We start from the raw sequence: 21,544 nt of genomic DNA on the forward strand, positions 1-21,544 counted from the left end.
CCGGATCGGATGCGCCTTCGCGTTAGCGGGGTGCGCTTCCCCCGGCACGGGTATCCGTCTGCTGGCGCTGAATCTCCTCCGGCTGCGCCGCCGCCTCGTCTGTCTTCAGTTCCGCCACGCGGGCTCGCACAATGGCGTCCGTGTATTGGCGCTGGAAGTTTTCGCCAGCCTCCCAGGCCGCGCCTTTCTGCACGAAACTGAAATCTCCCTCGAGCACCTGCCAGTCAGATCGGCCGGCGGCCGACATCTGGCGATCCCGGTATTCCATCACCAGGCGGCAGGACCATTTGCCTGCGCCAAGATCCTTGCAATTTCCTATTGGAAATACATTGCGCACGCCGCGCGTTTCGCGCTCGGGCGGCAGTCCCCGCCGCAGGCGCTCGCGATCGATGGCCGCCTGGCGGTCCGGGTGCCGCATCCGCGCCTCCCCGGCCGCGACCGCTCGCTCGAATGCGGCCGCCAGATTCACCGCGCCCGCGGGCTGGCCCATGTCCTGCGGCTTGCCATGATTGCTGGCCTGACCAAAGCGGACGCGCACCACGCGCGGATCAGCCGCTGAAACCACCATGTCGCCCTCGCCGTTCGGTCTGATGAGGTAGGCAATGGGCGCGGCGGTATTGCCCGTCATCATCGTGGCGGTGCAGCCGCGCGACCGGTCGGCGTCCAGATAACCGACCTCCTTGACGTCAACGAAGGCCGCTTTGAGCACGTCCGGCGGCGCAGGCCAGACGGGACCGGCGCTCTCGGCCCTGTTCAAGGCGCTTGTGGCGTACAGGCGGGCCCGCAAGCTTCTCTCCACGTCCGCAGCTCCGCATTGCGGGGTCCTATCCGGCGCGATGAAGTACCACGCGACTGCGGCAATCGCGATGGCGCCACCGCCAAGCCAGGCCCAGAGCGGTCCGGGCAAAAGGGCCTTGAGCAGGCCGCCCCGCTCCAGTTGCGCGACATGTCTATCAAATTCGTGCTGGCACAACGCGTTCAGTTCGGCGAGCGCCTGACGCCGTGTGGCGTTGCTGGCAAACGCGCCCTCGGTTGCAGCCAACTCGAACATTTCATCCAGATCCAGATCGGACAGGATGTCCTCTGTCGCAAGCCAGACCAGGGCGCCACCCAGCGTCACGAAGGGCGCCACCGGCATCGCTTCCAGCCGCATCAGCGCAGCGGCATGTTGGTCAGCGCGAATGACGCCGTCGACGCGCAGGCGCTCAAGAAGCGCGAGGGGAGCCTGCGTCATGCCGGCATGCCAAACAAAAGGAACGCACGTGGGCGCAACATGGATTGAGCACTCCCCAATAACGAAGTCGATGGATGGTCGCTTGCGGCAAAGAAAGCCGGCTCGGATTCCGATCATGACGACGAAAGCAAGGAGTGCTTCGCCATCGATTTTCGACGTCGTTTTACCAGGGGCTATCAGCCCTTATTGCCCTTCGTTGGCTGTCAGTTGATTGAGGTCAGCACAGATCTCAATTGCGCGGATCGCACCACATATTCGATAGGGATCGATGGAAATTTCCCTGCACAGACCCATGCGCCAGCTAATCGAGAATGCCCCGGCAACCAGACTCAATACCTGAGCCGCGCGGGAAGCGTTTCGACCAGCCAGTCGATGAAAACGCGCAGCCGATGCGTGACATGCCGATTGTGGGGGTACACCACATGAAAGGGATACGGCTGCGGCCGCCACGGTTTCAGGATCTCGACGAGCGCGCCGCTCTTTAACGCGGGGCCGGCCGCATACGTGAAGGTCTGCACAATGCCCAAACCCGCCAGCGCCGCCGCCAGATGCGCGTTGCTTTCGTTGACGCCGACGCGATGCTCGACCTTGATCTCCGTCTTTTCCCCATCGCGCTCAAAACGGAACGGAAACGCGCGGCCATTCTGCGGCGACAGATAGCTGACCAGCTTGTGGCCGTTCTTCAACTCGTCCGGATAGGCGGGCGTGCCGAACTGCTTGAGGTACCCCGGCGTGGCGCAGGTAATCAGATCGGCAGTGCCAATCAGCCGCGCCACCAGCGAAGAATCGTCAAGCGGACCGCCGCGGATCACACAATCGACGTTGTCGGTGATCAGATTGACGGGGCGGTCCGACACCCCAAAGTCGATCCGGATATCGGGATAGCGCGTTAGAAAATCGGAGATCGCGGGGATCAACACGTCGCGTGCGGTGGAGCCGCCCACGTCGATGCGCAGGTGTCCTTTTGGCTTGCCTTGCACGGCATTGAACGACCCGTCGATGTCTTCCAAGTCGCGCACGATGCGCAACGCCTTTTCGTAATACTCGCGGCCCTCCGGCGTGACGGTGACGCGCCGCGTCGTCCGCTGCAGCAGGCGCACGCCAAGGTGCGCCTCCAGGTCCTGCACGATCTTGCTGAGCGTGGCATTGGGCATATCCAACGAGTCCGCCGCCCGCGTGAAACTGCCCGCCTCCACCACACGGGCAAAACCGCGAATTGCTGTCAGTTGATCCATGCTTAGACTCCCAGAGATGAAGCGATTATCCATAAACATGCATAGTCGTTTCAATCTTGCCGTGTTTTCCCGTTATTCCGGCGACTGTCCGGCGCTAGCAAATCGGCGGTGCGCAGCCGCGCGCTAAACCGACTCGTCAGCGGTGACGCTACCAAGGAAGCTCGGCAGACAATATTTTTATGCTTTCGGGCAAAAAACGCCAAAATATTGGCACATTCATCAGTGTGCATGGCATAAAGTCTAAGCCGGCCTCATAGACGCAAATACGCTATAGCGCTAATATTCTTCCTCTTTCCAGGCAAAAATGCAGGAATATTAGCGTCATGGCAAAGAAGACTGCCCCTCTCATGCCCGCAACAGAGAAGCTCCTCGCGGAATTCGGGGAGCGGCTCAGACTCGCGCGCCTGCGCCGACGGATCACGGCCAAACAAGTGGCAGAGCGCGCCGGCATGTCGCCGATGACACTTCGTTCCTTGGAAGCAGGCGGCGCAGGAGTGACCATAGGCGCCTATCTTTCAGTGATGCAGGTGCTCGGCGTTGAACGAGACCTAGCCCTGCTCGCAGCCGAGGACGAGCTTGGTCGCAGGCTTCAGGACTCACGCCTCGTGAAGGCCAGCAGACTTGGCCACGTTCCGCCCATCACCAATAGGGATATGGGTACTCGGAAATCTCAGCCAAGCCTGGAAACCGGCAAGCCGCGAGCGCGCAATGCCAGCAGCCAAGTGATGGCGAACCAAGACAATGCTTCAAGCCCTAGCACCAAAGCGGACCCAACACCCGCATCTGCCAAATCCACTACGACCACTTCGACAAGCCTTGCTTCACTTTTGAAACCCGCCTCAAAAATGAAAAAAAAGGGCGCAAAGACATGACGATGATTGCAGTCTATGCAGATTGGAAAGGCCTTCAACAACCGCAGCGGCTTGGGTTTCTGAACTCCCGCAGGACGCGCGCGCACGAGACGTTTGAGTTTCAGTATGACCCCGCGGCGCTGGCCGACCCCGTGATTGGCCAATTGGTGCTCGACCCGAAGCTCTTTCTTTTCGAAGGTCCGCAGTATCCAACTGCCCCACAAGACAGGTTCGGCGTGTTTGCCGATTCCAGCCCGGATCGCTGGGGTCGTATGCTCATGGATCGCCGCCTCGAGCGTGATATCCGCGCAGGTATCCTGCCGGCCGGTACACGGCTGTATGAGACGGATTACCTGCTAGGCGTCCACGATCTCTACCGCGTGGGCGCTTTGCGCTACAAGCGAGAAGATCAAGGCGAGTTCCTCGACAACGCCAACGGACTTGCTGCCCCGCCCTTCACCGAGATTCGGGCCCTGGAGCAAGCGGCTAGAGCGCTGGAACAGGATCAAGACAACGCGTCCCAGCAGGGCCAGCAATGGCTCAGGATGCTTATCGCGCCCGGTGGCTCGCTGGGCGGCGCCCGACCCAAGGCGAGCGTGGCCGACGAGCAGGGGCACCTATACATCGCCAAATTCCCCAGCGCGCGTGATGAATACGATGTCGGCGGCTGGGAAATGGTCATCAACGCCCTCGCTGTGGGCTGCGGACTGAATGTTGCCGCTGCCGAAGCGCGGAAATTTGCGAGTGACCATCACTGCTTCATGGTGCGACGGTTTGATCGGACCGATGATGGGAAACGCCTGCACTTTGCCTCCGCCATGACCATGACCGGTCATGTGGATGGAGAAGATGCCTCGACCGGTGTCAGCTATCTAGATCTGGCCGAGGTGCTGATCAGGCATGGCGCGCAGACCAATGCCGACCTGCGCGAACTCTGGTCCAGAATCGTCTTCAACCTTCTCGTCTCCAACACGGACGATCATCTGCGAAATCACGGGTTCATCCTGATCCCAGGATCAGGATGGCGCCTCTCGGCTGCATATGACATGAACCCAGTGCCCATTGCAGATGGGCTCAAGCTCAACATCACTGAAGCGGACAATGCCTTGGATTTGGAACTCGCTCGCGACGTCGCCGCGTATTTCCGATTGAGTTTGGTTGATGCCGATGAAATCATTGACGAGTTTCAAGGGATTGTCCGCCAATGGCGAACGCTTGCCAGAAGCCTGGGGCTACCTGCGCGTGAACAAGATCGGATGGCTGAGGCTTTTCGTCTCGCGCAGAACTGACCCAAACAGGCGCATTCGACACAAGCAGGGGATCGACGAGGCTTGGCGGCGGGCTGAATGCCCGAAACTTCATCGTCGGATTCAAGTTCCAGGCCGGAACCTTCTGAATGTAAGCAGTGGAGCGGGTGAAGGGAATCGAACCCTCGTATGAAGCTTGGGAAGCTGCCGTTCTACCATTGAACTACACCCGCTCGGGTGTCGTGCCGCAGCCGTGGGCCGGGCAGAGCCGCGATTATAGCGCGGCTTTTTTTAGTCGGGGCGGGTCAAAAATGCCCGCCCCCGTCGACCGAAAATTCGCCGTTATCAATTCGCCGTGATGTTGGCGGCCTTGACCACCTTGCCCCAGCGGTCCAGCTCGGTCTGCGTGTAGGCGCCCAGTTCCTTCGGGCCCATGAAGATCGCCTCGGCGCCCTGCTCGGCTGCCTTCTTGCGGAACCCGTCGGTCTTCATGATTTTCTGGATCTCGCCCGCGATCTTGTCGACGACCGGTGCGGGCGTGTCCTTCGGCGCGTACATCGCGAACCACGACGAGACGATCAGGTCGGGGTAGCCGGCTTCGGCGGCCGTGGGCACGTCGGGCAGCGACGGCAAACGCGCGTTGCCCGTGACCGCCAGCGCGCGCAGCTTGCCTGCGGCGATCTGACCCAGGAGCGGCGGCGGCGTGGTGATGGTCATGTCGACGGCGCCACCCAAGAGATCGTTCAGCGCGGGGCCGGTGCCCTTGTACGGGATGTGCGTGATCTGCGTGCCGGCCATCTGGTTGAGCAGTTCCGTGGCGACCTGCTGCAGCGAGCCGTTGCCCGACGACGCGTAATTCAGCTTGCCCGGATTGGCCTTGGCGTACGCGACCAGCTCCTTCAAGGACTTGATGGGCAGATCGGGACGCACGACCACGACTTGCGGCGCGGACAGCACGTTGGCGACCGGCGCGAAATCCTTGATGGGATCCCAGCCGGCGGCGGGCGTCACGTGCGGCGTGATGACCTGAAAGCCCGAGTACTGCAGCAGCAGCGTGTAGCCGTCCGGCTTGGCGCGCGCCACGGCCTGCGCGGCGATGCCGCCCGAGGCGCCGGGCTTGTTCTCGACGACGACGCTCTGGCCCAGCGCCGCGCCCAAGGGCTGCGCGATCAGGCGGGCGGCGATGTCGGTCGTGCCGCCCGGCGCGGCGGACACGATCAGCGTGACGGGACGGTTGGGGAAATCGGCCTGTGCGCTGGCCGCGCCAGCAGCGGTGATCAGGGCGAAGGCGGCGCTGACGCGCAGCGCGGTGGGCAGGCGGAAAGAAGCCATGCGTTGTCTCCTGGGTATTGTTTTATCTGTGGGTGGTTCGGGTACTGCAGGTACTGCTTGAAAAAGACCAATCAATCAGGCATCGGCCGCAAACCGTTCGGCCAGCCACGCGGGCGGCGCATGCAGGGCCAGCCTTGGCCCCGCCTGCAACAGCACGTTGGACAGATCACGCTGGACCAGGCCGGGCAGGCTGCGCACGATGGCCAGCAACGGCTCAAGCGACACGCCGGTCTCCACGCCCATGCAGGCAAACATGTGGACCAGTTCTTCGGTGTTGACGTTGCCGCTGGCGCCCGGCGCGTAAGGGCATCCGCCCAGGCCGCCGGCAGCGGCATCAAAGCGCGTGATGCCGGTCTGCCAGGCCGCGATGGCATTGGCCAGCGCCATGCCGCGCGTGTTGTGCAGGTGTACGGTCAGCGCCGTGGCCGGCAGGCGAGCAGCCGCCTGTTCGCACAGCGCGGCCACTTGCGTCGGAAACGCCATGCCCGTCGTGTCGCACAGCGTGATGCCGGCAGCGCCCGCATCGACCAGACGCGCGGCCAAATCCAGCACCGTGTCGGCGGGCACATCGCCATCGAACGGACAGCCAAACGCGGTCGACAAGGACACGTTGCACGGCGCGCCGGCCTTTGCCGCGGCGGTCAGCACCTGCGACAGCTCGGCAAACGACTGGTCGCGCGTCATGCGCAGGTTGGCGCGGTTGTGCGTCTCGCTGCACGACATGACGAGGTTCATCTCGTCGGTGCCGGCCTCCAGCGCGCGTTCCAGTCCGCGCACGTTCGGGACCAGCGCGGTGTAGATCACGCCGGGACGGCGGCGGATGCGGCGCATGACGTCGACGGCGTCGGCCAGCGCGGGAATGGCTTTGGGTGAGGTGAAGCTGGTGACCTCGATGCGGGCAAAACCGCAGTCGGACAGCGCATCCACGAAGGCGACCTTGTCGTCGGTGGACACCATGGTCTTCTCGATCTGCAGGCCATCGCGCGGGCCGACCTCGTTGATCTCGATGCGGGCGGGGCCGTGGTTCATGCAATCACTCCCTTGGCGCGCAAAGCGGCGCGCTGTTCTTCGGTCAGGCCTGCGGACGCCAGCACCGCGTCGGTGTGTTCGCCGAGCGTCGGCGCCCGTTCGCGCACCGCGCCGGGATTGGACGACAGGTACGGGAAGACGGCCGGCATTTCCACCTGCACGCCCGCCGCGGATTCCATCGAGGTGATGGCGTTGCGGGCGCGGTAGTGCGGATCCTTGGCAATATCGGCGATGGAATAGATGCGGCCGGCGGGCACACCCGCTTCCAGCATCGCGGCCAGGACGTCGTCGATCCGCCGTTCGTGCGTCCACGCGCCGATGGCGGCGTCGATCTCTTGCACGCGGCGCGCGCGGCCGTCGTTGTGCGCCAGCGCCGGATCCTGTCCCAGGTCGTCGCGGCCGATGCGCGCCATCAAGCGGGTGTAGATGGCGTCGCCATTGCCCGCGATGAGCACGTAGCCGTCCTGGCACGGATAGGCGTTGGACGGCGCGATGCCGGGCAGCGACGCGCCGGCCGGTTCGCGCACCGCGCCGAACACCGAATACTCAGGCAACAGGCTCTCGCTGAGGTTGAAAAGGCTCTCATACAGCGCGGTGTCGATCACCTGCCCCACGCCGCCGCGCGCATCGCGTTGGTACAGCGCCAGCATCACGCCCAGCGCGCCATGCAGGCCGGCAATGGTGTCGCCCAGCGACAGCCCGGCGCGCACCGGCGCGCGGCCCGGCTCACCGTTCAGGTAGCGCAGGCCCGCCATGGCTTCGCCAATCGCGGCAAAACCCGGTTCGCGCGCCTTGGGGCCGGTCTGCCCATAGCCCGAAATGCGCAGCATGATGAGGCGGGGATTCAGTTCGTGCAGCGCTTCCCACGACAAGCCCCATTTTTCCAGCGTGCCGGGGCGGAAGTTTTCGATCAGCACGTCGGCCTCGCGCGCCAGCATGCGCACGATGTCCTGGCCTTCCTGCTGGCGCAGGTCCACGCAGACCGACTGCTTGTTGCGCGACTGCGCCTCCCACCACACCGAGGTGCCCTCGTGCAGGAGACGCCATTTGCGCAGCGGATCGCCTTGGCCCGGCGGCTCGATCTTGATGACCTGCGCGCCAAAGTCCGCCAGCGTCTTGGCCGCGAAAGGCCCCGCGATAAGTTGTCCGAGTTCCAGCACACGAATGCCGGCAAGAATCTGCCCTGCCATATCGCCTCCCAGGCGCGTCTTACGGTAGTGATGGAAGGCAGTGTGCGCGCAAAGCGGCGCGAAGCGGAATGGACAATCGGGGAAAGGGGCATTCCCGGAACGAGAAACCCCGGGGTAACCCTCAGCCCTCGCCGCGCAGATGGGCCAGCAGCAGCCGCGCGGCCACGGTCAGGGTGTCGGCGTCGCGCACGCCCAGAAGCAGCCAGCGGCGCGCCCACTCGTCAGTTAGCGGGATCAGACGGATGGGCATCGACCGCGCGTGCGGCTCGGCAGCGATGCGCGGCAGGATGCCAACGCCGCGCGTGGCCGCCACCATGCGGCAGATGGCGTCAAAGCTGCGCACCTGGATGCGCAGCCGCATCGCCCGGCCCATGCGGCCGCTTTCTTCCGACAGCCGGGTCGCCAGCGACGTCGCGGGCGGCAGGCCGACGTAGTCGTAGGCGAGCGTGTCCGCGAAGGCGACCTGCGGCTCGGCGGCGAGCGGATGGCGCTGCGGCACGATGAGCACCAGCTCGTCCAGGCGATACGGGAAAGTGGCAAGCCCCTCTGCCGGCGTGCGGTCGGCAAACACGCCGATGTCCGCGCGGTTCTCCAGCACGGCGGTGACGATGTCGCTGCTGTTCTGCTCTTCCAGGTCGATACGCACGGCGGGGTGCTCGTCCATGAAGGCGGCCAGGTCCTCGGGCAGAAACTGCGTCAGCGACGAGGTATTGGCGGCGATGCGCACCTGCCCTCGTACCCCTTGCGCGAAGTCGGACAGCGCGCCGGCCATCTGCTCGACTTCCTGCAGCACGCGCAGCGCGTGCACCACGCACGCCTGGCCGGCGTCGGTCAGTTCCACGCCGGCGGCATTGCGAAATAGCAGGGGCGAACCCAGCGCGGCTTCCAGGTCCGAGATGCGCTTGCTGGCCGCGCCCACCGCCAGATGCGACTGGCGCGCACCCGCCGAGATGCTTCCCTGGCGCGCCACGGCGACAAACAGGGCAAGCGTGACGAGGTCGATCCGGGCAAAGTTCATGAAAATGGTCTACGGCGCAGGGAAACCGGGCTGAAACTATAGCCGCAGGCGGCCGGGACAAATGTGTCCCTGTTTTAGTCCCTATGACCGGCTCCGCACGGGCGGACCTGCCACTACAATCCCGCCTATGAATACGAACAAGCCCACCAACAGCTCCACGAACACCCCTGCGGACCTCCCCGCGGACGCGCCCGCCACGCCCGCCGCCAACGCCGCGCCCGCCCCCGTTTCCCCGGAAATCCAGGCCGCGCTGGCCAGCGCCGCGTATGCGCCCAACAGCCCGGGCGCCGCGCACATCCGCAGCTTCGTCCATCGCCGCGGCCACATCACCCAGGGCCAGCTTGCCGCGCTGGAACGCCTGATGGGCCAATGGTCCCTCCCCTACGCCCCCCGCCGCCTGGATCCGGCTGCCGCCTTCGGCCGGCAGGCCCCGACGGTGCTGGAGATCGGCTTCGGCATGGGCGAAACCACCGAAAAGATCGCGCTGGCCCGGCCTGGCGACAACTTCCTGGGCGTGGAAGTGTTCAACGCTGGCGTCGGATCGCTGCTGCGCCGCATCGAAGACTCCAGCATTCAGAACCTGCGCATCATCCAGCATGACGCCGTCGAAGTGGTGCGCGACATGATCGCCCCCGATTCCCTGGCCGGCGTGCACATCTACTTTCCGGACCCGTGGCCCAAGAAGCGCCATCACAAGCGCCGCCTGATCCAGCCCGCGTTCGTCTCGCTGCTGGCCAGCCGCATCGCGCCCGGCGGCTACATCCACTGCGCCACCGATTGGGAAGATTACGCGGTGCAGATGCTGGAAGTGCTGAGCGGCGAGCCGCTCCTGAAGAACACCGTCGACGGCTACGCGCCGCGCCCCGATTACCGCCCCCTCACCAAATTCGAGACACGCGGCCTGCGCCTGGGCCACGGCGTCTGGGACCTGATCTTCAAGCGAGTCGCCTGATGCTCTATCCGCCGATCGAACCCTACCGCCAAGGCATGCTGGATACCGGAGACGGTCACCAGATCTATTGGGAAATGTGCGGCAACCCCAACGGCAAGCCCGCCGTCTTCCTGCATGGCGGGCCCGGCAGCGGCTGCTCGCCCGTGCACCGGCAGTTGTTCGATCCGCAACGCTACAACGTGCTGCTCTTTGATCAGCGCGGCTGCGGCCGTTCGCAACCCCACGCCAGCCTGGACAACAACACCACCTGGCATCTGGTCGCCGACATCGAACGCCTGCGCACCGAGGTCATGGGCGCCGAGAAGTGGCTGGTGTTTGGCGGGTCCTGGGGGTCGACGCTGGGGCTGGCCTATTCCGAGACGCACCCGGCGCACACCAGCGAACTCGTGCTGCGCGGCATCTTCGGCCTGCGCCGCGCCGAGATTCAATGGTTCTACCAGGAAGGCGCGTCGTGGCTGTTTCCCGACCGCTGGGAAGAGTACCTGGCGCCGATCCCCGAAGCCGAACGCGGCGACCTGGTCACCGCGTACCACAAGCGCCTGACGGGCAACGACCCCGTCGAGCAACTGCGCGCCGCCAAGGCCTGGAGCAAATGGGAAGACAGCACGATCACGCTCTTGCCCAGCCCGCGCCATCAGCAAAGCCATGCCGCCGACCGCGCGGCGCTGGCCTTTGCGCGCATTGAAAACCACTATTTCTTCAACGCCGGCTTCATGGAAGAAGGCCAGCTGATCCGCGACGCGCAGAAGCTGCGCGGCATCCCCGGCACCATCGTGCAGGGCCGCTACGACGTCTGCACGCCCGCACGTACCGCGTGGGACCTGCACCGCGCGTGGCCGGAAGCGCAGTTTCACCTGGTGCCCGATGCCGGCCATGCCTTCGACGAACCCGGCACGCTGGCGCGCCTGATCGCCGCCACCGACGCCTACGCCAAACAGTGAGGAGCCCTGACATGCACATCACCCTGAACGGAGACGCCCGCGAGTTCCCGCTGGACACCACGGTCAACGAATTGCTCGAAACGCTGGGCTACGCGGGCAAGCGCGTGGCCGTCGAACGCAACGGCGAAATCGTGCCCAAGAGCCAGCACGCGCAGACGGCGCTGTCCGACGGCGACCAGATCGAGATCGTGGTCGCGGTGGGCGGCGGCTGAATTACGGTCACAGCAGCGCTCCGGCGCCGCATCGAGACCCCCTTTGAAGGCCGCTGACACCCAGCGGCCTTTTTGCATGCCGCCCCACGCACGAGGGGGCTTACGCCCCCAGATACCAACGTGCTGCGAAGGTGCCAGCATTGTTGCGTAGTCTGGCAGAAGGCTAGCAACCTGTTACACCACAACCCCTCGTCGTAGGGCAAATGTGCGAGTCATAATCGTTTCTATCGCGCCGCCTTCAACCTGGCAGGCGCCTTCTAGAGCACAGGTTTTCTCACCGCAATATCGATAAAGGAAACGCTATGGGTCTGCTCAATTTCATCAAGGACGTTGGAGAAAAGCTCTTCGGCGCCAGCGAGGCCAAGGCCGCGACGGCAGAGGAATTGAAGAAAGAGCTGGATAAGCACGGCCTGAACGCGGATGGCCTGCAAATCACGGTGGACGGCGACAAGGTCACGGTCGCGGGTCAGGCGTTGAGCACGGAAGACGCCGAGAAGATTTCGCTGGCGCTGGGCAACACGGTTGGCGTGGCCGCGGTGGACAACCAGTTGCAGGTCAAGCAGGCCACGCCGGAAGCCAAGATGTACACCGTGCAAAAGGGCGACAACCTGTGGAAGATCGCCGAAGCGCAATACGGCAAGGGCCAGGGCGCCAAGAACACCCTCATCTTCGAAGCCAACAAGCCCATGCTCACCAGCCCCGACAAGATCTACCCGGGCCAGGTGCTGCGCATTCCGCCGCTGTCGTAAGCGGCACCGAATTCAAACAATCCGGAGGACACCCATGCGTTCTCCGGCTTGTGTCGCGGCGCGGCGCCCCCTGCCTGCCGCGATTGCTTGGCCAGACGCAATGTCTGGCCATTTTTTTGGACGCAGGGATCGTTGAGGGGACTGGTGGGTCGTGCGGGTTTTACCGCCTACGCTAGAACGGCCGCCCCGCCGCCCGGCCGCCCGAAGGCGGGGCAGCCCCTTGGGGGGCAGCAAGCGAGCGAAGCGAGTGCGGCGTGGGGGCCGCCCCGCCGCTCGGCCGCCCGAAGGCGGGGCAGCCCCCTCGGGGGGCAGCAAGCGAGCGAAGCGAGTGCGGCGTGGGGGCCCTACTTCATGCCAAAGCGGCCCAGCCCCTTCATGCCGCCCATGGCGCGCATCATCTTGGCCATGCCGCCCTTTTTCATCTGCTTCATCATGCCCTGCATCTGCTCGAACTGGGCCAGCAGGCGGTTGACCTCCTGAACCGGCACGCCGGAGCCGGCGGCGATGCGGCGCTTGCGCGAGGCCTTGATCAGTTCGGGCTTGGCGCGTTCGGCGGCCGTCATCGAATTCAGGATGCCTTCGGTGCGGCGAAGCTGCTTTTCCGCCTGGCCGCCCTGCAACTGGCCGGCGGCCTGCTGGAACTGAGCCGGCAGCTTTTCAAGCAGCGAGCCCATGTCGCCCAGCTTCTTGACCTGGCCGAGCTGGTCGCGGAAGTCGTTCAGGTCGAACTTGTTGCCCGACTTGATCTTGGACGCAAGCTTCTGCGCCTCGGCGATGTCGATGTTCTTCTGCGCCTGCTCCACGAGCGAGACGATGTCGCCCATGCCCAGCACGCGCTGCGCCATGCGGTCGGGGTAGAAGGGCTCCAGGCCGTCCAGCTTTTCGGACACGCCGACAAACTTGAGCGGCTTGCCGGTGACGTGGCGCACCGACAGGGCCGCACCGCCGCGGGCATCGCCGTCCAGCTTGGTCAGGACGACGCCGGTAAGGGGCAGCGCGTCAGCAAAGGCGCGCGCGGTGTTGACCGCGTCCTGGCCCTGCATCGCGTCCACCACGAACAGCGTTTCCACCGGCTTGACCAGATCATGCAGCGCGCGGATCTCGCGCATCATGGCCTCGTCGATGCCCAGGCGGCCGGCCGTGTCCAGGATCAGCACGTCGTAATGATGCCGGCGGGCGTGATCGACCGCGCCGCGCGCGATGTCTTCGGGCTTCTGGCTGGGATCGGACGGCAGGAAATCCACGCCGACCTGCGCGGCCACGCTCTTCAACTGGTCGATTGCGGCCGGACGGTACACGTCGGCGGACACCACCAGCACCTTTTTCTTGCCGGTCTTGCGGCCGTGCTGCGTGTGCTGCCCTTCGCTGAGCCAGCGCGCCAGCTTGCCGGTGGTGGTGGTCTTGCCGGCGCCCTGCAGGCCCGCCATAAGAATGACGGCGGGCGGCTGGACGGCCAGCGACAGTTCGTTGGCGTCCGCGCCCAGGTCGCCGCCCATCAGGGCAGTCAGTTCCTTGTTGACGACGCCGACCAGCGCCTGGCCCGGGCTGAGGCTGCCGGCGACTTCTTCGCCCAGCGCCTTTTCCTTCACCCGCGCGACAAAGTCGCGAACGACCGGCAACGCGACGTCGGCTTCCAGCAGCGCCATGCGCACTTCGCGCAGCATCTCCTGCGTGTTGGCCTCGGTCAGGCGGGCTTCCCCTCGCAGCGTCTTGACGACGCGCGACAGGCGTTGAGTTAGGTTATCGAGCATGAGAGGCGTTTCCGCTTAAACTAGTTGATTGAACGGTGGCCGCAGGCGCGGATTCTGCGCTTTCGGGTGACGCGCACCCCAAGGCCCCATCCAGACAACGGTTTCTATGTCACTCGGCATTGTATTTCACACAGCGGCTGCCTTGGCGTACGCGGTGCTAGGGGGGTCGCTTTGGATCCGCCTGGCCGGCGCCGGGGAAGTGGAGCAGACCGGCAGAATTGCCCGTCTGTGCCTGCTGGGCGCCCTGATTCTCCATGGAATCGGGCTGCAACAATCGATGCTGGGATCCCAGCATCTTTTCATTGGGTGGGCGCTGGCCCTGTCCGCCGCCATCTGGCTGGGCATGGTGGTGTTCTGGCTGGAAAGCCTGCTGGTGCGCATCGACGGCCTGCAATTGCTGCTGTTGCCCGCCGCCGCCATCGCCAGCGGCCTTGCCGCCGTCTTCCCGCAGGGGCAATTCGTGCCCCATGCCGACGATCCCTGGCTGCGCGTGCACCTCTTGATCGCCCTGGCGGCCTACGGCCTGATCACCATCGCGGCCTTGCACGCCATGATGATGGCCCTGCTGGACCGCCACCTGCACCGCCCCCTGGACGCCCCCGCCGAACGCAGCATCATCGGGCGCGTGCTCGATTCGCAGCCGCCGCTGCTGGTGCAGGAGCAGCTGCTTTTCCGCATCATCTGGATCGGATTTGTCGTCCTGACGCTGGCGGTGGGCTCGGGCTCGGTCGCCTCGATGAAGCTCACCGGCAAGATCCTGCCGTTCGACCACAAAACCGTTTTCACCCTGCTGTCCTGGCTGACCTTCGGCGTGCTGCTGGCCGGCCGGCATATCTGGGGCTGGCGCGGCCGCGTCGCGCTGCGTTGGACCCTGACGGGTTTTGGTTTTTTGATTCTGGCCTACACCGGCAGCCGGTTCGTGCTGGAAATGATTCTGCATCGAGGCTGACGTGGGCAAGTTGCTGTTCTGGATCGTTCTGATCATCCTGGTTCTGTTTGTCGCCCGCATTGCCGGCCGAATGGCCGCGCAGCGCCAAGCCGACGCGCAGGGCGGTCAGAAGAAAAAGGCGCAGGGCGCGCAGCCTCCGCCAGCTATCGAATCCATGGTGCGCTGCGCCCATTGCGGCATCCACCTGCCCCGCTCCGAGGCCCTGCTGCAGAACGGCCAGACCTGGTGCAGCCCCGACCACGCCCGCCTGGGCCCGGCAAAGCGCTGACCCCTCTATCCATCGCACAGCCGCCCCGGCGGATTGCCGGATAGGGCATCTGGCGGCGGCGCGGCATAATGGGTGCCGGAATTCTCACACGCTCCCTCCCTATGCCTTTGCTTCTGGATAGACATGGCTGGCTGGCGCCGGCGCCGGGTGTTTCCCTTCTGCGCTCACCCAACTGCGACGCACGCCCCGCGGACACGCAGATCTCGCTGCTGGTCGTGCACAACATCAGCCTGCCGCCGGGCCAGTTTGGCGGACCTGAGGTCGCGGGCCTCTTCCTGAACACGCTCGACTACGGATCACACCCCTGGCTGGAACGCCTGCGCGGCCTGCGCGTGTCGGCGCACTTTTTCATCCGCCGCGACGGGCGCATCGTGCAATTCGTCTCCACGAACCGGCGTGCGTGGCACGCTGGCGTGTCGCGCTTTGCCGGGCGCGAGCGCTGCAACGATTTTTCCATCGGCATTGAACTGGAAGGCACGGACACGCTGCCCTACACTGGCGAGCAGTACGCGTCGCTGCGCCGGCTGACCCACACCCTGCGCGCGCGCTATCCCCTGGTTGCCGCCCAGGGACACGAACATATCGCCCCGGGGCGCAAGACCGACCCCGGGCCGGCATTCGACTGGACGCGCTTTGGGCGCGACAGCGGCTTTGCGCGGCGGCACCTGCCGCCGGCCTGACCCTTAGAAGGATTGGCTATGTTGAAGATCTGGGGACGCCTGACCTCCGTCAACGTTCAGAAAGTGATGCTGGCCGTACGCGAGCTGGCCCTGCCGCACACCTTTGTCCAGGCAGGCGGCCCGTTCGGCGTGGTCGACACCGCCGATTACGCGGCCAAGCTCAATCCCAACCGCCTGGTCCCCGTCATCGACGACGGCGGCGTCATCCTGTGGGAATCCAACGCCATCGTCCGCTACCTGGCAGCGCGCTACGGTGCGGGCACGCTGTGGCCCGAGGACGTCTGCCTGCGCGCCGATGCCGACCGCTGGATGGACTGGCAGGCGACCGAATGGCAGCCGGCCATGGTGCCGGCCTTCCTCGGCCTGATCCGCACGCCCGAAGACCGCCGCGACAAGGCTGCCATCGCCAATTCGATCAAGCGATCCAACGACCGTGCATTGATTCTGGACCAAGCCCTGCAGGGCCGCGAATTCATCGCCGGCCGCCACCTCACCATGGGCGACATCGCGCTCGTCGCCGCCGCGCACCGCTGGCTGGCCCTGCCCATCGAGCGGCCCGACACGCCCGCGCTGTCCGCTTGGTACCGGCGTGTCATGATGCGCCCCGCCCCGCAAGGGGTGCTGACCCTGCCGCTGGAGTAGCCGCACGGGCTGTCACGCACCGCCACAACCGGGACAAATTGCAACATTCCTTCTGCGCGATTCGTGCAATTATCTGAAGCCTCTAAGGCGCTCTGGCCCTTGCCCTGAGCGCCTCGTTTCAATCCCCCGCGCTAGCCTCGGGGGACGGCCGCCGCCGCGGCGTCGCACGAAGAGGAGATGCACTTGACCCAAGAGCCGCCAGAATCCGCAGGCCAAGCAGCCCTGGACCAGGAACAACGGCAGCTTCTGCTTCTTGTCGCGTCGGGCGCTCCCACCGGGTCGTGCCTGGAAGCGCTTACCGAAGCCGTCTGCCGCCTTGCACCCGGCACACGCGCATGCGTCCTGTTGACCAGCCCCGATCGCGTCACCGTCGCAGACGCCTATTCCACCCATCTTCCCGCCTCGATCGCCTGCCCCCTGCGCGGCCTGCCGATGCACGAGGCGCTCTTTGCGTCTGACGACCCGGCGATCCGCCGAGGCAACCCGGTCGAATGCCACGACATTGAGCAATCAACGATGTGGGCCGAGTCCTGGCGCACCATTTGCCATGCCAACAGCATTCACGCCTGCCATGCGCGCGCCGCAATGGCACCCGACGGCACGCCGGTCGGCTGGTTTCTTCTCTGTCTGCCGCAGGTGCGTCATTGCACGCCGTGGGAACAGCGCGTCGCCGAGTTCGGCGCGCTGGCCACCAGCATCGTCGTGGAACGCGACCGCGCCGCGGCGGATCTGCGCAACGAGGTCGATGCGCTATCCCGACTGCAGGCACTGAGCGCCGAACTCGTCGGGCCCGGTGAATTCGAACCGCTGCTCAAGAAGATCCTGGCCGCCGCCGCCGACATTTCCGGAACAGAAAAGGGCAACATCCAGATCTACGATCCGGCCAAGAACACGCTGCGCATCGCCGTGCACCAGGGCCTGAGCGCCCGCCTGGTCGAACACTTCGCGGAAGACGGCTGGGTCGCAAGCTGCGCCGAAGCCGCCCAGCACCTGGAACGCCTGGTCGTGCCCGATGTCGAGCAACTGACGGATCTGCAAGGCACGCTGGGACTTGAGATCGTCATGGAAGACAACATCCGGTCGATCCAATGCACGCCGCTGCTCAGCCGCAGCGGCCAACTGCTGGGCATGCTCAACAACCATTACCGCTGGCCGGGCGGCCCCACGCCCGAAGCGTTGCGCTACATCGACCTGCTGGCGCGGCAGGCGGCCGAACTGCTGGAACGCCATATCGCGGAGTCCGAACTGGCGCGCGAACGGCGGCACAAGGACGAATTCCTGGCGGTGCTGGCGCACGAGCTGCGCAATCCGCTGGCCGCGCTGCGCAACATGCTGGAAGTGCTGAAACGCGCCGAACGCGACCCCGGCTTGACCGCGCGCGCCCGCGAAGTCATGGACCGCCAACTACGCCAACTGGTCAGGCTGGTCGACGACCTGCTCGACGTCAACCGCATCAACCGCGGCAAGCTGGAACTTCGGCTGACGGCGCTCACGCTCGACACGGTCCTGCAGCACGCGGTCGAAGCGTGCAAACCGGCCTTGGAACAGCACGGCCACCGGCTGAGACTGGTGCAGCCCGACGCGCAGATCACGCTGCAGGGCGACGCCGAACGCCTGACGCAGGTCTTCGGCAATCTGCTGTCCAACGCCGCCAAATACACGCCGCCCGGTGGCGACATCGAGCTTTTCGTCGAGCCGGGCAAGGACAGCGTCGACATCACGGTGCGCGACAACGGCTCGGGCATTCCGCCGGACCAGCTCGATCGGATCTTCGAGATGTTCACGCAGGTCGACCGCACGCTGGAACGCGCGCAGGGCGGCCTGGGCATCGGCCTGATGCTCGTCAAACGTCTGGTTGAAATGCACGGCGGCACGGTGCGCGCGCACAGCGAGGGCCAAGGCAAAGGCAGCGCGTTCGTCGTGCGGCTGCCCGTCACCGGCATTCAGGAGGTGGCGCCGCAACGCCCCGCCGGCGCGCTCTCGCCGGTAGCGCGCAAGGTACTGGTGGTCGATGACAACCGCGATGCGGTCGAGTCCTTGGTCGCGGTGCTCGCCATTGAAGGCCACGACGTCGTCGCCGCCTACGATGGCAAAGAAGCCATCACCGTGGGCGAGCAGGTCAGGCCGCAAGTGATCCTCATGGACATCGGCATGCCCGGCATGAACGGCCACGAGGCCTGCCGCCACATCCGGACCCTGGACTGGGGTCAGCGCGCAACGATTCTGGCGCTCAGCGGCTGGGGGCAGGAAGAAGACCGCCGGGCATCGATGGAAGCCGGCTTCGACGCGCATCTGGTCAAACCGGTGGATATGGACGTGCTGCTGGAGATGCTGTCAACCATCGAGCACTGCGGCAACGCCAGGTAGCAGTGCGCGAAGGGCGGCACATCCTCGCCGAACACGCATAGTGCAATGCCACGTTGCAGATCCGGGCCGACGCCATCGCGCCCGGCGGTTTCCGCGTGTTTTCAGCACACTTTCCAAGAAATATAAGAACGGTCTGATACCCAGAAAATGGCCGGTATGACGTAATGGCAGCGCATGCCATGCGTGTCCCTTGCATTCGTCTGATTGCAGCGGACGCTTGCCTATAGGCGGACTTGACGCTCACGGTTGAAGGGAAAGGTCTGTCGTTGCGGGAGCACGTCATACCTATCCAATCCGATCTTCGCTTCACCTTTGCCGTCGGCGACGAACCCTTCGAAGTCGTCGCATTCACGCTGCAAGAAGGCCTGTCCGAGACCTTTCTGCTTGAAGTGGACCTGGCCAGCGCCAACGCTGCCATCGACTTCGGCCAGGTGTTGGACCGCGCCGCGCTGCTCACCCTTTGGCAGGGCGATACCCCGGTGCGCTACGTGCACGGCGCGGTGTCATCGTTCGTCCAGGGTGACACAGGCTTTCGACGCACCCGCTACCGCGCAGTAGTCGAGCCGCGGCTGGCGCGCCTGAAGCTCAGTTCCGACTGGCGCATCTTTCAGGCCCTCACGGTTCCGCAGATCGCCGAAGCGGTGCTCAAGGCGCATGGTCTGACCCACGACTACGAGCAGCGCAACACCTCCGAGCACCAGCCGCGTGAATACTGCGTGCAAGCGGGCGACACCGACTATCACTTCGTCGAGCGCATCATGCGCGAGGAAGGCTTCTTCTATTCCTTCCGACACAGCGCCGAGGGCCATCGGCTGGTCCATAGCGACCGCCTGTTCATCCATGGCCGCGTGGGCGACGAACCTGTGCAATACAACCCCACGCCCGGCGGTGACCAGCCACAACCTGCGCTGCGCCGCTTCGCGTACACCGAAAACGTGCGCACCGCGCGCCAGACGCAGCGCGACTACACCTTCCACCATCCGCGTTACGCACACCAGCACAGCCGCGACGGGCAAGACCTGGACCACCAGGGCCGCGGCTACGAACGCTACGACTATCCCGCGCGCGCCAAGTTCGACGAGGCCGGCAAACCCTTCGCCGGAAACCGCCTGCGCGGCCATCGCCGCGATGCGCGCATTGCCCTGGTCGAAGGCGACGATCCGCGCCTGCAGCCGGGCATCTCCTTCACGCTGGCCGGGCACCCGCGCGAAGACATGAACCGCGGCTGGCGCCCGATACGTATCGTCCACCGCGGCAAGCAGCACGCCAGCCTGGCCGAGGAAAGCGCCGAAGCGCAGTCAGGCACGCATTACCGCTACGAAGCCGAGCTGGTGCCGGACGACGCCGAGTGGCGCGCCGAGCCGCTGCCCCGGCCACACATTGATGGACCACAGAACGCGGTCGTGGTCGGCCCGCCGAACGAAGAAATCCATACCGACGAGTATGGACGCGTGAAGGTCCAGTTTCCCTGGGACCGCGTGGGCAAACATGATGGGTTCAGCTCCTGCTGGATCCGCGTGTCGCAGAACATCGCCGGCGCCACGTGGGGCCACATGGCCATTCCCCGCGTGGGCCATGAAGTCATCGTCTCGTACTTCGACGGCGACCCCGACCAACCCGTGATCACCGGCCGCGTCTACAACCGCCTGCAGTTGCCGCCCTACGAACTGCCGAAGTTCAAAGACCTGGCAACGGTCAAGAGCAAGGAGCACAAGGGCAAGCAGGCCAGCGAACTACGGCTGGACGACACCCCATCTCAAATCAGCGCCGCACTGATGAACGATCATGGCGCCAGCCACCTGCACCTGGGTTACCTGACCCATCCGCGTCCCATCGGCGGCGAGCCGCGCGGCGAAGGCTTCGAATTGCGCACAGACTTGCACGGGACGCTGCGCGCCGCGCAAGGCCTGCTGCTGACCACGGAGTCGCAAGCCAACGCCCAAGGTGGCCAACTCGACCGCGAAGAGATCGTGGCCGTCCTGGAGGCCGCGCTACACCTAGCCCGCAGCCTGGGCAACTACGCCGGCGAGCATCAAGGCGCCCCTCACGACGCCGAGCCGCGCCGCGACCTTACCGCCTTGGTGCGAGCCCTTGGCCATGGCGCCAACGACCAGACCAACGGTACTGGCGAAGGCACGGCGCCTGTCGTGGCGCTCTCTGCGCCTGCCGGCATCGCTGCCGGAACGCCCCTCTCCATCGCGCTGGGCGCGGGCGAGCATCTGGACGCCGTCGCCCATGCAAACCTGCAATTGACGGCCGGCGAACGCGTGGTGGTCAACGCCGGCAACGGCCTGGGCACGTTCGCGCAAAGGGGAGACATGCGCCACATTGCGCATACCGGCCAGCTGCGCTTGCAGGCGCAACACAACAACATCTGTATCGATGCCGACAAGAGCGTGGAGGTTCGCGCCAACAACAACCATGTCACGGTGTCCGCCGAAGAGCACATCACCCTGTTGTGTGGCGGCGCCTACATCAAGATGGCAGGCGGCAACATCGAGATGGGCATGCCCGGCGTCTTCACCGTCAAGGCAACAGACCACAACCTCACGGGACCGGCAACGATGGTGCCCACCCTGGGCCAATTCTCGGGCCTGCCCGGGCCGTTTGAAGAGTTCTTCGTGTTGCGCAACGCAAGCACGAACAAAGTTCTGCCGGATCACGCCTACGAGATCGTCCGCGCCAACGGCGACATTGTGCGCGGCCGGACCGACGCGCAGGGTCGGACGCAGGTCGTCACCAGCGACACGAGCGAACCCTTGGAAGTTTCCGCAATACCGGACCCCAATGACCTCTTGCATTTGAACGCCAGCTATTGGGATGGCGCTGGCGACTATTCGTTGGATTTCCTTCGAAACCCAAATTAGGAGACAGGCTTAGTCATGGCCACCCAAACT

At 65.1% G+C, this 21,544-nt stretch carries 19 protein-coding genes and 1 tRNA gene; 12 read left to right on the forward strand and 8 right to left on the reverse strand.

Annotated elements, in window-relative coordinates:
- Positions 1–22: 22 nt before the first annotated feature.
- Both CLM73_RS25095 and CLM73_RS25100 read right to left on the reverse strand, forming a co-directional pair.
- A complete protein-coding gene (locus tag CLM73_RS25095) occupies positions 23–1,234 on the reverse strand; it encodes a hypothetical protein (RefSeq protein ID WP_105240735.1) in 1,212 nt (403 codons plus the stop codon).
- A gap of 329 nt (positions 1,235–1,563) precedes the next feature.
- Positions 1,564–2,469: a LysR family transcriptional regulator gene (locus CLM73_RS25100; RefSeq protein ID WP_105240736.1), complete on the reverse strand. Its 906-nt coding sequence runs from the start codon at positions 2,467–2,469 to the stop codon at positions 1,564–1,566.
- 323 nt (positions 2,470–2,792) lie between these two features.
- Between CLM73_RS25100 and CLM73_RS25105 the strand changes: the two genes are divergently transcribed.
- Together CLM73_RS25105 and CLM73_RS25110 are read left to right on the forward strand one after the other, a co-directional pair.
- Positions 2,793–3,341, forward strand: coding sequence for a helix-turn-helix domain-containing protein (locus CLM73_RS25105; protein WP_105240737.1), 549 nt, complete (start codon positions 2,793–2,795; stop codon positions 3,339–3,341).
- Positions 3,338–4,609 carry a type II toxin-antitoxin system HipA family toxin gene (locus tag CLM73_RS25110; RefSeq protein WP_105240738.1) on the forward strand — a complete coding sequence of 424 codons (1,272 nt, stop codon included), beginning with the start codon at positions 3,338–3,340 and terminating at the stop codon, positions 4,607–4,609. The genes CLM73_RS25105 and CLM73_RS25110 overlap by 4 nt, the downstream gene beginning before the upstream one ends.
- Positions 4,610–4,726: 117 nt before the next feature.
- On the opposite strand, the gene CLM73_RS25115 is transcribed toward CLM73_RS25110, so the two are convergent.
- From CLM73_RS25115 to CLM73_RS25135, 5 genes are all read right to left on the reverse strand, one after another.
- A tRNA-Gly gene (locus CLM73_RS25115) sits at positions 4,727–4,800 on the reverse strand.
- A 112-nt stretch (positions 4,801–4,912) separates the two neighbouring features.
- The gene (locus CLM73_RS25120) at positions 4,913–5,899 is read right to left on the reverse strand and encodes a Bug family tripartite tricarboxylate transporter substrate binding protein (RefSeq protein ID WP_105240739.1); all 987 of its coding nucleotides are present in this window, start codon (positions 5,897–5,899) and stop codon (positions 4,913–4,915) included.
- Between the two features lie 75 nt (positions 5,900–5,974).
- Positions 5,975–6,928 carry a hydroxymethylglutaryl-CoA lyase gene (locus CLM73_RS25125; RefSeq protein ID WP_105240740.1) on the reverse strand — a complete coding sequence of 318 codons (954 nt, stop codon included), beginning with the start codon at positions 6,926–6,928 and terminating at the stop codon, positions 5,975–5,977.
- On the reverse strand, positions 6,925–8,118 hold the full coding sequence (locus CLM73_RS25130) for a CaiB/BaiF CoA transferase family protein (RefSeq protein WP_105240741.1): 1,194 nt from the start codon (positions 8,116–8,118) through the stop codon (positions 6,925–6,927). Before CLM73_RS25130 ends, CLM73_RS25125 begins: the two co-directional genes overlap by 4 nt.
- Positions 8,119–8,239: 121 nt before the next feature.
- Complete coding sequence (locus CLM73_RS25135) at positions 8,240–9,136, reverse strand: LysR substrate-binding domain-containing protein (protein WP_105240742.1); 897 nt, start codon at positions 9,134–9,136, stop codon at positions 8,240–8,242.
- 127 nt (positions 9,137–9,263) lie between these two features.
- On the opposite strand from CLM73_RS25135, the gene trmB reads away from it, so the two are divergent.
- The 4 genes from trmB (at position 9,264) to lysM (ending at position 11,990) form a co-directional block, all read left to right on the forward strand.
- The gene (gene trmB, locus CLM73_RS25140) at positions 9,264–10,088 is read left to right on the forward strand and encodes a tRNA (guanosine(46)-N7)-methyltransferase TrmB (RefSeq protein WP_234015742.1); all 825 of its coding nucleotides are present in this window, start codon (positions 9,264–9,266) and stop codon (positions 10,086–10,088) included.
- Complete coding sequence (gene pip / locus CLM73_RS25145; protein WP_105240743.1) at positions 10,088–11,029, forward strand: prolyl aminopeptidase; 942 nt, start codon at positions 10,088–10,090, stop codon at positions 11,027–11,029. The genes trmB and pip overlap by 1 nt, the downstream gene beginning before the upstream one ends.
- A gap of 11 nt (positions 11,030–11,040) precedes the next feature.
- A complete protein-coding gene (thiS, locus tag CLM73_RS25150; protein WP_056559414.1) occupies positions 11,041–11,241 on the forward strand; it encodes a sulfur carrier protein ThiS in 201 nt (66 codons plus the stop codon).
- Positions 11,242–11,543: 302 nt separating this feature from the next.
- Positions 11,544–11,990, forward strand: coding sequence for a peptidoglycan-binding protein LysM (gene lysM / locus CLM73_RS25155; protein ID WP_056559419.1), 447 nt, complete (start codon positions 11,544–11,546; stop codon positions 11,988–11,990).
- Between the two features lie 344 nt (positions 11,991–12,334).
- Here the strand turns inward: lysM and ffh are convergent, their stop codons facing one another.
- Entirely contained in the window at positions 12,335–13,741 is a 1,407-nt protein-coding gene (gene ffh / locus CLM73_RS25160) for a signal recognition particle protein (RefSeq protein WP_056559422.1), read from the reverse strand.
- A 106-nt stretch (positions 13,742–13,847) separates the two neighbouring features.
- On the opposite strand from ffh, the gene CLM73_RS25165 reads away from it, so the two are divergent.
- From CLM73_RS25165 to CLM73_RS25190, 6 genes are all read left to right on the forward strand, one after another.
- Positions 13,848–14,690 (forward strand): cytochrome C assembly family protein, encoded by an 843-nt coding sequence (locus CLM73_RS25165; RefSeq protein WP_056559425.1) that lies wholly within the window; start codon positions 13,848–13,850, stop codon positions 14,688–14,690.
- 1 nt (position 14,691) lies between these two features.
- Positions 14,692–14,958 (forward strand): PP0621 family protein, encoded by a 267-nt coding sequence (locus CLM73_RS25170; RefSeq protein WP_056559429.1) that lies wholly within the window; start codon positions 14,692–14,694, stop codon positions 14,956–14,958.
- Positions 14,959–15,059: 101 nt separating this feature from the next.
- A complete protein-coding gene (gene ampD / locus CLM73_RS25175; RefSeq protein ID WP_105240744.1) occupies positions 15,060–15,638 on the forward strand; it encodes a 1,6-anhydro-N-acetylmuramyl-L-alanine amidase AmpD in 579 nt (192 codons plus the stop codon).
- Positions 15,639–15,656: 18 nt separating this feature from the next.
- Complete coding sequence (locus CLM73_RS25180; protein ID WP_105240745.1) at positions 15,657–16,280, forward strand: glutathione S-transferase family protein; 624 nt, start codon at positions 15,657–15,659, stop codon at positions 16,278–16,280.
- Positions 16,281–16,457: 177 nt separating this feature from the next.
- Positions 16,458–18,647, forward strand: coding sequence for an ATP-binding protein (locus CLM73_RS25185; RefSeq protein ID WP_105240746.1), 2,190 nt, complete (start codon positions 16,458–16,460; stop codon positions 18,645–18,647).
- A 233-nt stretch (positions 18,648–18,880) separates the two neighbouring features.
- The gene (locus tag CLM73_RS25190) at positions 18,881–21,514 is read left to right on the forward strand and encodes a type VI secretion system Vgr family protein (protein ID WP_199778203.1); all 2,634 of its coding nucleotides are present in this window, start codon (positions 18,881–18,883) and stop codon (positions 21,512–21,514) included.
- Positions 21,515–21,544 lie beyond the last annotated feature (30 nt).

The organism is Achromobacter spanius (assembly GCF_002966795.1).
GTDB lineage: Bacteria > Pseudomonadota > Gammaproteobacteria > Burkholderiales > Burkholderiaceae_B > Achromobacter > Achromobacter spanius_D.

Coding starts and splice junctions, on each gene's coding strand:
- CLM73_RS25135 (WP_105240742.1), bottom strand. CDS start 9,136: ATGAACTTTGCCCGGATCGACCTCGTCACGCTTGCCCTGTTTGTCGCC.
- CLM73_RS25110 (WP_105240738.1), top strand. CDS start 3,338: ATGACGATGATTGCAGTCTATGCAGATTGGAAAGGCCTTCAACAACCG.
- CLM73_RS25125 (WP_105240740.1), bottom strand. CDS start 6,928: ATGAACCACGGCCCCGCCCGCATCGAGATCAACGAGGTCGGCCCGCGC.
- CLM73_RS25180 (WP_105240745.1), top strand. CDS start 15,657: ATGTTGAAGATCTGGGGACGCCTGACCTCCGTCAACGTTCAGAAAGTG.
- CLM73_RS25165 (WP_056559425.1), top strand. CDS start 13,848: ATGTCACTCGGCATTGTATTTCACACAGCGGCTGCCTTGGCGTACGCG.
- CLM73_RS25100 (WP_105240736.1), bottom strand. CDS start 2,469: ATGGATCAACTGACAGCAATTCGCGGTTTTGCCCGTGTGGTGGAGGCG.
- CLM73_RS25185 (WP_105240746.1), top strand. CDS start 16,458: ATGCACTTGACCCAAGAGCCGCCAGAATCCGCAGGCCAAGCAGCCCTG.
- CLM73_RS25105 (WP_105240737.1), top strand. CDS start 2,793: ATGGCAAAGAAGACTGCCCCTCTCATGCCCGCAACAGAGAAGCTCCTC.
- trmB (WP_234015742.1), top strand. CDS start 9,264: ATGAATACGAACAAGCCCACCAACAGCTCCACGAACACCCCTGCGGAC.
- CLM73_RS25120 (WP_105240739.1), bottom strand. CDS start 5,899: ATGGCTTCTTTCCGCCTGCCCACCGCGCTGCGCGTCAGCGCCGCCTTC.
- pip (WP_105240743.1), top strand. CDS start 10,088: ATGCTCTATCCGCCGATCGAACCCTACCGCCAAGGCATGCTGGATACC.
- thiS (WP_056559414.1), top strand. CDS start 11,041: ATGCACATCACCCTGAACGGAGACGCCCGCGAGTTCCCGCTGGACACC.
- CLM73_RS25130 (WP_105240741.1), bottom strand. CDS start 8,118: ATGGCAGGGCAGATTCTTGCCGGCATTCGTGTGCTGGAACTCGGACAA.
- ffh (WP_056559422.1), bottom strand. CDS start 13,741: ATGCTCGATAACCTAACTCAACGCCTGTCGCGCGTCGTCAAGACGCTG.
- CLM73_RS25095 (WP_105240735.1), bottom strand. CDS start 1,234: ATGACGCAGGCTCCCCTCGCGCTTCTTGAGCGCCTGCGCGTCGACGGC.
- lysM (WP_056559419.1), top strand. CDS start 11,544: ATGGGTCTGCTCAATTTCATCAAGGACGTTGGAGAAAAGCTCTTCGGC.
- ampD (WP_105240744.1), top strand. CDS start 15,060: ATGCCTTTGCTTCTGGATAGACATGGCTGGCTGGCGCCGGCGCCGGGT.